General features: G+C 43.3%; 23 protein-coding genes and 1 pseudogene. 1 reads left to right on the top strand and 23 read right to left on the bottom strand.

All coding sequences use genetic code 11. The features are described 5' to 3' along the window. Positions 1-506, bottom strand: a 506-nt coding sequence (locus AOQ29_RS08030) for an ATP-binding cassette domain-containing protein (RefSeq protein WP_242977397.1), incomplete at its 3' end; no start/stop codon positions are given. A gap of 414 nt (positions 507-920) precedes the next feature. Here AOQ29_RS08030 and AOQ29_RS04315 point away from each other — a divergent pair. Further along, positions 921-2,141, top strand: coding sequence for an NAD(P)/FAD-dependent oxidoreductase (locus tag AOQ29_RS04315; protein ID WP_061993300.1), 1,221 nt, complete (start codon positions 921-923; stop codon positions 2,139-2,141). Between the two features lie 62 nt (positions 2,142-2,203). Here AOQ29_RS04315 and rplQ read toward each other — a convergent pair whose 3' ends face one another. From rplQ to AOQ29_RS08035, 22 genes and pseudogenes are all read right to left on the bottom strand, one after another. Then, a complete protein-coding gene (rplQ, locus tag AOQ29_RS04320; RefSeq protein WP_061993301.1) occupies positions 2,204-2,587 on the bottom strand; it encodes a 50S ribosomal protein L17 in 384 nt (127 codons plus the stop codon). A 36-nt stretch (positions 2,588-2,623) separates the two neighbouring features. Continuing rightward, the gene (locus tag AOQ29_RS04325; protein ID WP_061993302.1) at positions 2,624-3,568 is read right to left on the bottom strand and encodes a DNA-directed RNA polymerase subunit alpha; all 945 of its coding nucleotides are present in this window, start codon (positions 3,566-3,568) and stop codon (positions 2,624-2,626) included. Positions 3,569-3,615: 47 nt separating this feature from the next. Beyond that, positions 3,616-4,002 (bottom strand): 30S ribosomal protein S11, encoded by a 387-nt coding sequence (rpsK, locus tag AOQ29_RS04330; RefSeq protein ID WP_061993303.1) that lies wholly within the window; start codon positions 4,000-4,002, stop codon positions 3,616-3,618. 166 nt (positions 4,003-4,168) lie between these two features. Beyond that, positions 4,169-4,540, bottom strand: coding sequence for a 30S ribosomal protein S13 (rpsM, locus tag AOQ29_RS04335; RefSeq protein WP_061993304.1), 372 nt, complete (start codon positions 4,538-4,540; stop codon positions 4,169-4,171). Positions 4,541-4,615: 75 nt separating this feature from the next. Beyond that, on the bottom strand, positions 4,616-4,735 hold the full coding sequence (rpmJ, locus tag AOQ29_RS04340; protein WP_074717856.1) for a 50S ribosomal protein L36: 120 nt from the start codon (positions 4,733-4,735) through the stop codon (positions 4,616-4,618). A 51-nt stretch (positions 4,736-4,786) separates the two neighbouring features. Continuing rightward, positions 4,787-5,002 carry a translation initiation factor IF-1 gene (gene infA, locus AOQ29_RS04345; RefSeq protein ID WP_010691205.1) on the bottom strand — a complete coding sequence of 72 codons (216 nt, stop codon included), beginning with the start codon at positions 5,000-5,002 and terminating at the stop codon, positions 4,787-4,789. A gap of 95 nt (positions 5,003-5,097) precedes the next feature. Beyond that, the gene (locus AOQ29_RS04350) at positions 5,098-5,664 is read right to left on the bottom strand and encodes an adenylate kinase (RefSeq protein ID WP_061993305.1); all 567 of its coding nucleotides are present in this window, start codon (positions 5,662-5,664) and stop codon (positions 5,098-5,100) included. Positions 5,665-5,675: 11 nt separating this feature from the next. Next, positions 5,676-6,986: a preprotein translocase subunit SecY gene (gene secY / locus AOQ29_RS04355; protein WP_061993306.1), complete on the bottom strand. Its 1,311-nt coding sequence runs from the start codon at positions 6,984-6,986 to the stop codon at positions 5,676-5,678. Beyond that, complete coding sequence (rplO, locus tag AOQ29_RS04360; RefSeq protein WP_061993307.1) at positions 6,987-7,421, bottom strand: 50S ribosomal protein L15; 435 nt, start codon at positions 7,419-7,421, stop codon at positions 6,987-6,989. Positions 7,422-7,451: 30 nt separating this feature from the next. Then, the gene (gene rpmD / locus AOQ29_RS04365; RefSeq protein ID WP_061993308.1) at positions 7,452-7,634 is read right to left on the bottom strand and encodes a 50S ribosomal protein L30; all 183 of its coding nucleotides are present in this window, start codon (positions 7,632-7,634) and stop codon (positions 7,452-7,454) included. A gap of 11 nt (positions 7,635-7,645) precedes the next feature. Beyond that, on the bottom strand, positions 7,646-8,152 hold the full coding sequence (gene rpsE / locus AOQ29_RS04370; protein WP_061993309.1) for a 30S ribosomal protein S5: 507 nt from the start codon (positions 8,150-8,152) through the stop codon (positions 7,646-7,648). 20 nt (positions 8,153-8,172) lie between these two features. Next, positions 8,173-8,526, bottom strand: coding sequence for a 50S ribosomal protein L18 (gene rplR / locus AOQ29_RS04375; RefSeq protein WP_059377850.1), 354 nt, complete (start codon positions 8,524-8,526; stop codon positions 8,173-8,175). 84 nt (positions 8,527-8,610) lie between these two features. Then, positions 8,611-9,147, bottom strand: coding sequence for a 50S ribosomal protein L6 (gene rplF / locus AOQ29_RS04380; RefSeq protein ID WP_061993310.1), 537 nt, complete (start codon positions 9,145-9,147; stop codon positions 8,611-8,613). Positions 9,148-9,171: 24 nt separating this feature from the next. Further along, entirely contained in the window at positions 9,172-9,570 is a 399-nt protein-coding gene (gene rpsH, locus AOQ29_RS04385; RefSeq protein WP_061993311.1) for a 30S ribosomal protein S8, read from the bottom strand. A gap of 127 nt (positions 9,571-9,697) precedes the next feature. Next, complete coding sequence (gene rplE / locus AOQ29_RS04390) at positions 9,698-10,240, bottom strand: 50S ribosomal protein L5 (protein ID WP_061993312.1); 543 nt, start codon at positions 10,238-10,240, stop codon at positions 9,698-9,700. 40 nt (positions 10,241-10,280) lie between these two features. Continuing rightward, positions 10,281-10,589: a 50S ribosomal protein L24 gene (gene rplX / locus AOQ29_RS04395; RefSeq protein ID WP_061993313.1), complete on the bottom strand. Its 309-nt coding sequence runs from the start codon at positions 10,587-10,589 to the stop codon at positions 10,281-10,283. Positions 10,590-10,611: 22 nt separating this feature from the next. Further along, the gene (gene rplN, locus AOQ29_RS04400) at positions 10,612-10,980 is read right to left on the bottom strand and encodes a 50S ribosomal protein L14 (RefSeq protein ID WP_047975017.1); all 369 of its coding nucleotides are present in this window, start codon (positions 10,978-10,980) and stop codon (positions 10,612-10,614) included. A gap of 54 nt (positions 10,981-11,034) precedes the next feature. Continuing rightward, on the bottom strand, positions 11,035-11,301 hold the full coding sequence (gene rpsQ / locus AOQ29_RS04405; protein WP_061993314.1) for a 30S ribosomal protein S17: 267 nt from the start codon (positions 11,299-11,301) through the stop codon (positions 11,035-11,037). 22 nt (positions 11,302-11,323) lie between these two features. Further along, positions 11,324-11,530 carry a 50S ribosomal protein L29 gene (rpmC, locus tag AOQ29_RS04410; protein ID WP_061993315.1) on the bottom strand — a complete coding sequence of 69 codons (207 nt, stop codon included), beginning with the start codon at positions 11,528-11,530 and terminating at the stop codon, positions 11,324-11,326. Beyond that, positions 11,530-11,943 (bottom strand): 50S ribosomal protein L16, encoded by a 414-nt coding sequence (gene rplP / locus AOQ29_RS04415; protein ID WP_061993316.1) that lies wholly within the window; start codon positions 11,941-11,943, stop codon positions 11,530-11,532. Before rplP ends, rpmC begins: the two co-directional genes overlap by 1 nt. A gap of 14 nt (positions 11,944-11,957) precedes the next feature. Further along, on the bottom strand, positions 11,958-12,626 hold the full coding sequence (gene rpsC / locus AOQ29_RS04420) for a 30S ribosomal protein S3 (RefSeq protein WP_061993317.1): 669 nt from the start codon (positions 12,624-12,626) through the stop codon (positions 11,958-11,960). Further along, positions 12,626-12,706 (bottom strand): annotated as a pseudogene (locus AOQ29_RS08035) (50S ribosomal protein L22); the annotation flags it as partial. The pseudogene AOQ29_RS08035 and the gene rpsC, both read right to left, overlap by 1 nt.

Raw genomic sequence — 12,706 nt, forward strand, 5'->3', positions numbered from 1 at the left:
AGCATCGCCGTTGCTTCATCAAGAATAATAACTTTCGGCTTTAAGGCTAAGATTGAAGCCAGTGCGACCCGCTGCTTTTGTCCACCAGATAAGGTATGGGGTTCACGGTCGGCGAAGTCTTCCATCCCAACTTGCTTTAAAGCAGCCGTAATCAGGGCCGGCATTTCTTCGGCTGGAATTTGTTGATTTTCGAGACCAAAGGCCACATCATCTGCCACTGTTGCCCCAACAAACTGATTATCTGGATTTTGAAAAACCATCCCGACTTGGCCGCGGACTGCCGCTAAAGATTCAACAGTTAGTCGTTGGTCAAAGACAGTAATCTCACCATCCTGGGCTTCAAGCAGACCCAGGATTAATTTGGCTAGAGTCGACTTACCAGACCCGTTGTGACCAACAATAGCCAACCATTGTCCAGCCGGAACAGTCAGTGAAAAATCCTGAAACAAGGAGGCCTGGTCAGGATAACCATATTTAAGATTGTTAATTGTAATTGCGTTTGTCATTATCTATTATTTTAACATAAAAAATGGACCCACCTGCTGTGAGAAAGGCTGTCTCAACGGTTTCATAACCTCCATGGTCACCTTGGAAATGACAACAATTAGACTGAATTCACTCCAATTTACTGCAATTAATAAGTCATAAAGCTGTTCCCCCTCTTTTCTAAAATTAATTTTTCAAGGCAAACGAAATATTTCTTGTTATTCAAAAACAGAATATTCAACTTATCTTGTCTAATTTAGAATGATTTCCTAGAAAAAAGCTCGATTTTTATTAAAAAATCATAAAGAACGTCTTTAATATTGGTTTTTAATGACAAAATCACACCTGTAATCTAACGTTGATTCTAAATTACACAACTTCTTTCAAATAAACACTGTATAATGGGCTTCACTACAGATGAAAGGAATTAGAGCATGACAAAAAGAACCATTGCAATCGTTGGTGCTGGACGAGCCGGTGTCTATATTGCTAAAAAACTAGCGTACGAACTCCGGAAGACGGAACACGAAATTTTACTTTTTAACGATGCTAGTGATGATATGACCTTACAAAGTGTCTTTCCACAAATTGCCGTCAAAACCGTGCCGATTGAAAGTGCCCAATACAACCTTCATCGACTCTTTAGAAAAAACCAAAACGTCAAAATTATTAACAAACGGGTGACAGACCTTAATTTTGATACCAATACTTTAATCACAAAGGATCAAGTTTATTACTATGACGACCTTGTTTTAACCACCGGAAGTATGGGGTCCACAATGGGTATCCCGGGTGTTTATGAAAATGCAACTGTCTTTAATTCATTTGCCGGTGCTCTCCAGGTTCGACACGACTTAGAAGCCTTTTTAACGGCTCGTGAGCACGGTGAAGACCCAACGCTCAATCTTACCGTTGTTGGTGGTGGACCTAGCGGTGTCGAATTAATGGGTGAATTAGCTAGTTTCAAAGCTAATCAAAAAATTTCTGATGACCGAATGACATTAACTCTGGTCAATTCTGATACAAACCTTCTGACATCATTGAGCCTGCCTGATTTAAGTATCAAGGTCAAAAAGTTTTTAACAGACCGTGGCGTCACGGTTTTAAACAACCATTCAGTGATTAGCCTGAATCAAAATTTCTTAACCTTGATTGATGGCAGTCAAATTCCCGTTCAAAAGGTTTATTGGGCAACTGGTTTGCAATCCCATCCAATGGTCAATGACTGGGGAATCGCTATTAGTGATTCCGGGCAAGTTACCGTTAATAAAGAATTCCAAGTCCTATCCGACTTTGGTGAACCCCTAGAAGATGTCTATGCTTCTGGAAACATCGCTACCTTTGAACGCGGTCAAAATGAAATTCTACCACAATTGGCATTAGCTTCAGCCTATGCAGGTAAAATTATTTCGCAGCAGATTGTTTACAAGCTTGGATTGACCAAACAAAACAAGGCTGTCAAAGCCCAAAAACGGCCCCGCTACTTCATCAGTTTAGGTAAAAACAGTGGTGTTTCCAACGCCTATGGACAAAATGGTTCGATTGGGCCATTCGCTCGTTGGGCGAAGCATGTCATTAATCTAGCCTTCTTTGCAGAAATTCGTTCTGGTTATGGCTTTTGGCACTACTTACGGTATGGCCTACCATCAAAATAATGTGTTTATAACAAATAAAAAAGCCCCAACCTTGCGGTTAGGGCTTTTTGCTTACCTAGAAATTAGTCAACTAATTCCAAGATAACCATTTGTGCAGCGTCTCCACGACGTTGTACAGTCTTTAAGATGCGTGTGTAACCACCATTACGTTCTGAGTAACGTGGTGCAACATCTTCAAACAACTTTTGCAAAGCAGTTTGTACGCGAATGTTGTCGCCATCTTCCTTGACGTCAGCAACTTCGTTACGCATGAATGCAGCAGCCTTACGACGGGCAGCCAAATCAGCATGCTTACCAAGAGTGATCATCTTGTCGGCAGTCTTACGAACTTCCTTAGCGCGAGCTTCAGTAGTTTGAATGCGACCAGTGATCAACAAATCAGTAGTCAAGTCACGCAACATTGCTTTACGTTGTGATGATGTACGGCCTAGCTTACGGTATGACATTGGTTAATCCTCCTTTTTCTAAACTTTTGATGAATATTAATCTTCTTGACGGAATCCTAAGCCCATTTCAGTTAACTTTTCTTGAATTTCGTCTAATGACTTACGTCCTAAGTTACGGACCTTCATCATGTCGGCTTCTGAGCGGCCAGTCAACTCTTCAATAGTGTTGATGCCTGCTCGCTTCAAGCAGTTGTATGAACGGACTGACAAGTCCAAGTCTTCGATTGGTGCGGCGTCAGTTGCAGTACTTGCAGCTTGTTCCGTTTCAACCATGACCTTTGTTTCTTGGGCTACAGGGGAAATATCCGTAAACAAGTTCAAGTGTTCTGTTAGAATCTTTGAACCAAGACTCAAAGCATCACTAGGATTGATTGAACCGTTAGTCCAAACTTCCATTGTAAGCTTATCGTAATCGTCGCGAGAACCAACACGCTTGTTTTCCACGTGGTAGTTAACTCGCTCGATTGGTGTATAAATCGAATCAACCGTTAAAACACCGATTGGCATTTCATCACGTAATTGCTTGTTTTCTTCAGCTGAAGAATAACCCCGACCCTTAACAGCAGTAACAGTCATGTGTAATGACTTTCCCGCCGCCAAAGTTGCAATATGCAAGTCTGGGTTCAAGACTTCAATGTCAGCTGATCCAGCAAGATCAGCTGCAGTAACGTCCTTTGGTCCTTGAACATCAATTTCCAAAGCGTGCTCTTCAGCTGAGTCGGTAGCGAAAACAACTTTTTTCAAGTTCAAAATCAACTGGGTCACGTCTTCAACAACACCATCAACGGTGGAGAATTCATGAACAACACCATCAATTTGAACTGTGTTGACCGCTACGCCAGGAAGCGATGATAAGAGGACACGACGAAGGGAATTTCCCAACGTTGTTCCGTAACCACGCTCCAGAGGTTCCACGATAAACTTACCGTAGTTGGCATCCTCTTCGATGTTATGAATATCTGGCTTTTCAAATTCAATCATCTGTTAACTCTAACCCCCTCTTTCAAAGCAAGCGCAATGAAAACTAATTAAACACGACGGCGCTTTGGTGGGCGTGATCCGTTGTGGGGAACTGGAGTAACATCCTTGATTGACGTTACTTCAAGACCAGCTGCGGCCAATGCACGAATAGCTGATTCGCGACCTGAACCAGGACCCTTAACCGTAACAGCAACGGTGCGCATGTTAACATCCAATGCTGACTTTGCGGCTGCTTCCGCTGCTTGTTGAGCGGCGAAAGGCGTTGACTTACGAGATCCCTTAAATCCAAGGGCTCCAGCTGATGACCAGGCAACGGCGTTACCTTGTGCATCAGTAATCATGACGATAGTGTTGTTGAAAGTAGCGTGGATATGAGCCACACCAGTTTCAATGTTCTTTTTAACGCGTCGTTTGCGTTGTGTACGAACTGCCATAATGTTTTGCCTCCTTTTTCTATACTTTTATAATTTCTCGGGTTAGTTATTGACTAACCAACATTACACAACTGTGGTTGTGATAATCATTTTCTCACCGGAGTGAGACTCTTAGTTCGAAAAAGACAAAGCTATTTTCTTCATAAAGAGATTGGCAAGAAAAATATTACTTCTTCTTACCAGCAATTGCCGTAGCTGGGCCTTTGCGAGTACGGGCGTTGTTCTTCGTGTGTTGTCCACGAACGGGCAATCCCTTACGGTGACGAATACCACGGTATGATGCGATTTCTTGCAATCCCTTGATATCAAGTGATACCTTACGACGCAAGTCACCTTCTAACTGCAAGTTCAATGCTGCAATAGCTTCACGAATTTGATCTTCTTGATCAACCGTCAAGTCACGCACACGAACATCTTCAGAAACCTTAGCAGCAGCCAAGATCTTTTGTGCAGTTACATTACCGATTCCGTAGATGTATGTTAACCCAATGACAATTCGCTTGTCACGGGGCAAATCGATACCTTCAATACGAGCCATAACAATTTACCTCCTTTTAATATTTTGAAAGAACCTTAAAGTTCATTTTCAAGCTGTTTTAGTGTGTGGTAAGTCTTACTTACCTGCGCGTTGCTTGTGCTTTGGGTTAGCTGGGCAAATGATCATTGTCCGGCCGTTACGCTTAATAACACGGCATGATTCGCACATTTTCTTAACTGATGGACGTACTTTCATAATCTATTCCTCCTATTCGGTTAACTGATTATTTTAATGAGACCGCTTCTTTTAACGGAAACGGTAAGTAATACGACCCTTTGTCAAGTCGTATGGTGACATTTCAACAGTCACACGGTCCCCAGGTAAGATACGGATATAGTTCTTCCGAATTTTACCGGAAACGTGTGCCAAGATAACGGCACCGTTTTCAAGTTCGACTTGAAACATTGCATTTGGCATAGTTTCTTTAACTTTGCCTTCAATTTCAATGACATCGTTGGCCACGCAGATTACCTCCTATGTAACCATGTTCAACATAATTGATAAGTGCTGAACCTATACAATTATACCAGAATTCCCTTGACAAATCAAGAAAACGCTTAATCTAAGGCATCCAAGGCCGTCTTTACATCAGAGTAAATTCGGTCTAATTCACCATTACCATCGATGGTGTTTAACACACCATGCTTAGCATAGTAATCTACCAAAGGTAAGTTTGCTTCCTTGTTAACTTCCAAACGGTGAGCAATGACCTCTTGCGTGTCATCTGCTCGCCCACGACCCAAAAGCCGTTCAACTAATACTTGATCTGGAACTTCAAAGTACAAGGTTGCCGAAACTTTTTCATTTCTTTCGGCTAAAAATTGGTCCAAGAACTTCGCCTGATCCTCGTTACGAGGGTAGCCGTCAAGCATAAAGCCATTTTCAACTACATCACTTTGCGCCAACCGGTCTGCGACCATCGCGTTCGTGATTTCATCAGGAACTAGGTTACCAGCATCCATGAAGGACTTCGCTTTTTGTCCAAGCTCAGTTTCTTCTTTCATGTTGGCCCGGAAGATATCACCAGTACTAATGTGAACCATTGGGTACTCGGCAATAATCTTGTCGGCTTGGGTTCCCTTACCTGCCCCAGGCAGGCCTAACAAAATTAAGTTCTTAGTCATGATTGGACTCCTTATTTACCAGCTGTGCGGATAAAACCAACGTAGTTCTTCTTTTGTAATAGGCCGTCGATTTGACGAATCAAATCAAGGGTTACCCCAATAGCAATTAGCAAAGAAGTTCCACCAAGGCCAATCTTTTCGTTGAGTCCCCAAACATCGGATGCAATCAAAGGTACCAAAGCAACAAAACCAAGGTACAAAGCCCCCACAAATGATAAGCGGAGTAATAACTTCGTGACAAACTTTTGCGTTTCAGTTCCAGGACGAACACCAACGATGTATGCTCCCTGCTTTTGTAGGTTATCCGCCAATTTCTCGGGGTTAACCTGAACAAAAGCGTAGAAGTAAGTAAAGACAATAATCAAAACAGTATAGAATACCGCCCCGGTTGTTGTTTGCATCGAGAAAATCTGTTGCAAAACTTTAAACCAGTTAACACTGCCATACTTACTCTGGAAAGCAAAGAGGATGGTTTGAGGGGTTGAAATCAAGGATGAAGCAAAAATAACAGGAATAACCCCAGAAACATTCAACTTCAAAGGCAAGTAAGCTTCCGCCCCATAGGAAGAAGCTGACCGCGTATATTGAATCTGTAAGCGCCGGCTAGCTTCATAGAACCACGTTGTGATTCCAATGACTAACACGATGGCTGCTAACAAGACCGCCATAAAAATCCAGCCAGTTACCTTGTCACTACCACTAGCTTGCAAGACATTTTCTTTAAAAATTTCCCACAAACCAGATGGCATTTGCGAAATAATTCCCGAGAAGATGATCATCGAAACACCGTTTCCCAGACCCTTTTCAGTAATCATTTCACCTAACCACATGGCAAAGAAGGTTCCAATTGTCATGACCGACCCAATCAGTAGGAAGGAGGTCACGTTATTGGTCTGCTTAACCAAACCATAGGCGGCTAAGGAGTTGAACCCAGCCGTAATTCCGACTGATTGCAAAAAGGCAAAGATAATGGTCAAATACCGCGTCGCTTGATTAAGCTTACGGCGACCAACTTCGCCTTGTTTACTCCATTCAACAAAACGTGGCACGATATCTAATTGCAGCAACTGCACAACAATCTGTGCAGTAACGTATGGAGACACACCCATCGCAAAGAGCGAGAAGTTTAACAGGCCTCCACCCGAAAAGATATTCAAGATATTCAGCAAACCGGATCCTTGAACAGAACTCAGCGCCTTCGGATTAACTCCGGGCACAGTGATATGAACCCCAATGCGATAAACAAAGAGGATCAAAATCGTCCAGAGCATCTTTTTTCGAATATCTTTTTGTCGGACAGCATTAAATAGCGTGCGCCACATTTAGATCACCTCGGTTGAACCGCCAGCTTGTTCGATGGCCTTAACAGCAGCAGCTGAGAACTTGTGGGCTTTGATAGTCAACTTCTTTTCCAATTGACCATTTCCCAAGACCTTGATACCGTCTCGTTGGTTCTTAACTACGCCTTGTTCAATCAACAAAGCAGGTGTTACTTCAGTGCCGTTATCGAAGTTGTTCAACTTGTCCAAGTTAACAACAGCGAATTCCTTGCGTGAAATGTTAGTAAATCCACGCTTAGGGATACGACGGTACAAAGGCATTTGTCCACCTTCGAAACCAAGACGTGTCTTACCACGGGCCTTTTGTCCCTTTTGGCCTCGACCAGCTGTCTTACCGTTTCCAGATGAAGTTCCACGACCGACACGGTTACGAGTCTGGCGTGAACCCAAAGCAGGTTGCAATTCGTTCAAATTCATCGTTTGGTACCTCCTTTTCTAAAAATTTATTTACTTTACTTCTTCAACAGCAATCAAGTGAGCAATCAAGAAAATTGCGCCACGAGTAGCTGCGTTATCAGGCTTCACCACTGAGCTTGAGACACGGTTAAGTCCAAGTGACTTAACAATGGCACGTTGCTTAGGCAAGCGATGAGCCGCACTCTTAATCAAAGTGATTTTCAAATCAGCCATGTTATCGCTCCTTATTCAGCCAAGTGTTCTAATGAAACACCACGTAGTTCTGCTACTTGAGCAGCATCCTTCAACTGGTTCAATGCATCAAAAGTTGCACGAACAACGTTGACAGGAGTTGAAGAACCCAATGACTTAGCAGTCACATCGTTGACACCAGCCAATTCCATTACGGAACGAGTAGCACCACCGGCAGCGACTCCAGCACCTTCTTTGGCTGGCTTAACTAAGATCTTTCCACCGGCCCATTCTCCAAGAACGTCGTGAGGAATAGTAGTACCAACTGTAGGCACTGTGATCAAGTTGCGCTTTGCATCTTCAACAGCCTTACGGATGGCTTCAGGCACTTCTTGCGCCTTACCAGTTCCAAAGCCGACGTGACCATTCTTGTCACCAACGACAACCAAGGCACCGAAACGCAACCGACGTCCACCCTTAACAACCTTGGTAACACGGTTAATTGCGACAACGTTTTCTTCTAATTCACCTAATTCTTTAGGGTTTACGAATTCAACCATTTGTATTATTCCTCCTTTCCTTAGAACTTCAAGCCGTTTTCACGAGCTGCATCGGCCAAAGCCTTAACACGTCCGTGATAAACATAACCACCACGATCGAAGACAACTTCTTCAATCTTAGCAGCCTTAGCGTTCTTAGCGATCAATTCGCCAACCTTAACGGCTTGTTCAACTTTAGTACCAGTAACATCGGCACTTTGTGATGAGGCACTTGCTAGCGTTACACCCGCTACGTCATCAATTAATTGAGCGTAGATGTTAACATTAGAACGGAAAACGTTCAAACGTGGGCGAGCAGCAGTACCAGAGATCTTGCCGCGGACACGCTTGTGGCGTTGTACGCGGAGCTTGTTCTTATCTGGTTTTGTAATCATAGCTGTGCTTTCCTTTTCTTTAAGCGGTTAAACCACTTATTAAATAATTTTGTTAATGAATAAGATTGATAGAAGCAATTAAGCTTACTTACCAGTCTTACCTTCCTTACGACGGACAACTTCGCCTTCGTAACGAATTCCCTTACCCTTATATGGTTCGGGTGGGCGAATTGCGCGGATTTCCGCAGCAAAATCACCAACAGCTTGCTTTGAGATTCCTGAAATCTTGATAGTCAAGGCATCAGGAACTTCAACAGTCAAACCTTCGCGGTCTTCAAAGTCAACTGGATGTGAATATCCAACTGACAATGTCAACTTTGAACCAGACTTTGCGGCACGGTAACCAACACCGACCATCTTCAAAGTCTTTGAGAAGCCATCTGTAACTCCTTCAACCATGTTAGAGAAGTTAGCAGTTGTAGTACCATGCAAAGCACGGTGCTTCTTGTCTTCAGCTGCACGAGTAAATGATACTTCAGTACCATCCATGTGCATCGTGATTTCAGGGTTGATTGTGTAGTTCAATTCACCCTTAGGTCCCTTAACAGTCACAAATTGACCATCTTGCTTGACGTCAACGCCAGCAGGGATCGTAACGATCTTATTTCCAATACGGCTCATGGTAAGTCTCCTTTCTTAGATATATTACCAAACGTAAGCCAGCACTTCGCCACCGACTTGCTTAGCACGTGCTACCTTATCAGTAACAACACCATTTGATGTTGAAACGATGGCAATACCAAGGCCATTCAAAACCTTAGGCATTTCTTCGGCCTTAGAATACTTACGCAAACCAGGCTTTGAAACACGCTTAATACCAGTGATGACACGCTCTTGATCTTCTCCGTACTTCAAGAATACGCGGATAACACCTTGCTTGTTATCTTCAACATATTCTACATCACGGATGAAACCTTCTTGCTTCAAGATCTCGGCAATGCTCTTCTTCATTTTTGATGCTGGAATTTCAACGGAAGCGTGACGCGCCATGTTGGCGTTACGAATCCGAGTTAAAAAATCAGCGATTGGATCAGTCATAGACATCTATCGATATCCTCCTTTTATATTTTGAACGTCATCAATAATTGACACGCTCTTAAGTACCTGTCACCAAAAGTGGCAAACACTTAAAAACGCGCCACTCATAAGAGCGACAGCATTTTTAAACTACTTACTTAGTAAAAGGCATGCCCAAACCGTTCAATAGTTCGAAACCTTCTTCATCGCTTGAAGCAGTCGTTACAATAACGATGTCCAAACCACGAACGCGGTTAACCTTGTCAAAGTCAATTTCAGGGAAAATCAACTGTTCACGGATTCCCAAAGTGTAGTTTCCACGACCATCAAAGGCCTTAGAAGAAACACCGTGGAAGTCACGAACTCGTGGCAAAGAGATGTTAATCAACTTGTCCAAGAATTCAAACATTCGTTCTCCACGCAAAGTAACCTTTGTACCGATAGCCATTCCTTCACGAAGACGGAATCCGGCGATTGACTTCTTTGCACGAGTAATCACTGGTTGTTGCCCAGCAATCATCTTCAATTCTTCAACCGCTTCATCGAGGTTCTTTGAGTTTGAAACCGCATCACCAACACCCATGTTCAAAACGATCTTTTCGATCTTTGGGGCTTGCATTGGTGAAGTAAAGTTAAACTTCTTGATCAAAGCAGGTTGAACTTCATTAACATATTTTGCTTTTAATTCATTAGTCATGATAATGATTTCTACCTTTCAAAATAGATATTAGCTAGTTTTAGCCTAGAGCTTGTCCAGACTTCTTAGCAAAACGTACCTTCTTACCATCTTCAAACTTAAATCCAACCTTAGTTGGTTCGTTAGTTGATGGGTCAATCAATTGTACGTTTGATGCATGGATAGGTGCTTCGATATCGATAACACCACCCTGTGGGTATTCGTTAGAAGGCTTTTGATGCTTCTTAACGAGGTTAACGCCTTCAACAACAACACGGTTCTTGGCAGCAACAGTCTTTGTAACTGTTCCTTCCTTACCCTTGTCCTTGCCGGCAATGACGCGAACCTTATCACCTGTTTTTACAAACATGATTGGCTCCTCCTTGTCAGTATTAGAGCACTTCTGGTGCCAATGATACAATACGCGTAAAGTTGTTGTCACGTAGTTCACGTGCAACAGGGCCAAAAATACGCGTTCCAACTGGTGACTTGTCATCCTTTACGATAACAGCAGCGTTTTCATCGAAGTTAATGTAAGAACCGTCAGTCCGACGTACGTCAGATACAGTTCGAACGATGACAGCCTTTACGACATCACCCTTCTTAACGTTACCACCAGGGATAGCTTGCTTAACAGTCGCAACAATCATGTCACCAATGCCAGCAACCTTACGGCCTGAACCACCGAGCACTTTAATCGTCAAGATTTCACGTGCGCCAGAGTTATCAGCCACTTTCAAACGACTCTCTTGTTGAATCATGGTTCACATCCTCCTTGTTAGCAATAATTTACGACGATTTGATATAGGTACCGATTAAAGGACAACAGCCTCTTCGATAACCTTTACCAAACGGAAGTGCTTAGTTGCAGACATAGGACGAGTTTCCATGATTTGAACGATGTCGCCTTGCTTAGCAACATTGTTTTCGTCATGAGCCTTAAACTTCTTGGTATAGCGAACTCGCTTACCATAAACTGGGTGGTTGACGTAAGTATCTACCGCAACAGTAATTGTCTTTTCCATTTTGTCGGAAACGACACGGCCACGATAAACCTTACGAGCATTACGTTCTTCACTCATTTTTTAGCTTCTTCCTTTCGTCTTATTTGTTGGCTTGTGCCAATTGTTGTGCACGAATGACAGTCTTCACACGTGCAATGTCCTTACGAACTTTTGAAATACGGGCCGTGTTTTCTAATTGACCAGTAGCCAATTGGAAACGAAGGTTGAACAATTCTTCCTTGAATTCGGCTTCGCGTTTTTGCAAATCCGCAAGTGACAAAGCTTTTAATTCATTTGCTTTAGCCATTATTCAGCCTCCCGAGCAATAATCTTCGTACGTACAGGCAACTTATGTTGGGCAAGACGCAAAGCTTCAAGAGCGACGGGCTTTTCAACACCACCGACTTCAAACATTACCTTACCACGCTTAACAGGAGCAACCCAGCCTTCGGGTGCACCCTTACCGTTACCCATTCGAACACCAACACCCTTAGATGTATATGACTTGTGAGGGAAGATCTTAATCCAGACCTTACCACCACGCTTCATATAACGGGTCATTGCAATACGGGCAGCTTCGATTTGACGGTTGGTAATCCAACTTGAAGTTGTAGCTTGCAAGCCGTAATCACCAAAAGCCACCGACGTTCCACCTTTAGCTTCGCCACGCATGTGGCCACGGTGTACACGACGGAATTTAACACGCTTTGGTACTAACATGTTTGCTTCCCCCTTTACTTGTTCTTTTTCTTTGGCAACACATCACCGCGGTAGATCCAAGTCTTGATACCCAAGTTACCGTAAGCAGTAGCTGCTTCATCCCATGAGTAGTCAATATCTGCACGAAGTGTGTGGAGCGGAACAGTTCCTTCAGTATATTGTTCAACACGTGACATATCTGCCCCGTTCAAACGTCCTGAAACAACAATCTTGATTCCCTTTGCGCCGGCACGGCGGGCACGTTGAATAGCACCACGCATTGCACGACGGAAAGCGATACGACGTTCCAAATCGCCAGCAACTTGCAAGCCCACCAAGTGAGCTGACAAATCAGGCTTTTTGATTTCAACAATGTTGATGAAGACACGCTTGTGGCGTCCACGTTCGTCAACATTTGTTAACTTAGCTAATTGAGTCCGCAACTTTTCAACTTCGGAACCACCCTTACCAATAACCATTCCTGGCTTGGCAGTGTGCAAAGTCAAATCGATACGTGACTTAGTTGAGCGTTCGATTTCTACGCGGTCAACTGAAGCGTCCGTTAAGTTTTCTTCGATGTACTTACGAATACGCAAGTCTTCAAGAAGTTGGTTAGAAAAGTCTGCCTTGTCAGCAAACCACTTCGCATCCCAGTCACGGATGACACCGACACGGAAGCCAGTTGGGTTAATTTTTTGACCCATTACTTTTCCTCCTTCTGAGCAACCACAATAGTGATGTGGCTTGTGCGCTTGTTAATTGGGGAAGCTGATCCCTTTGCACG

This window comes from Fructobacillus ficulneus (assembly GCF_001047075.2).
In the GTDB taxonomy this organism is placed as follows: Bacteria; Bacillota; Bacilli; order Lactobacillales; family Lactobacillaceae; genus Fructobacillus; species Fructobacillus ficulneus.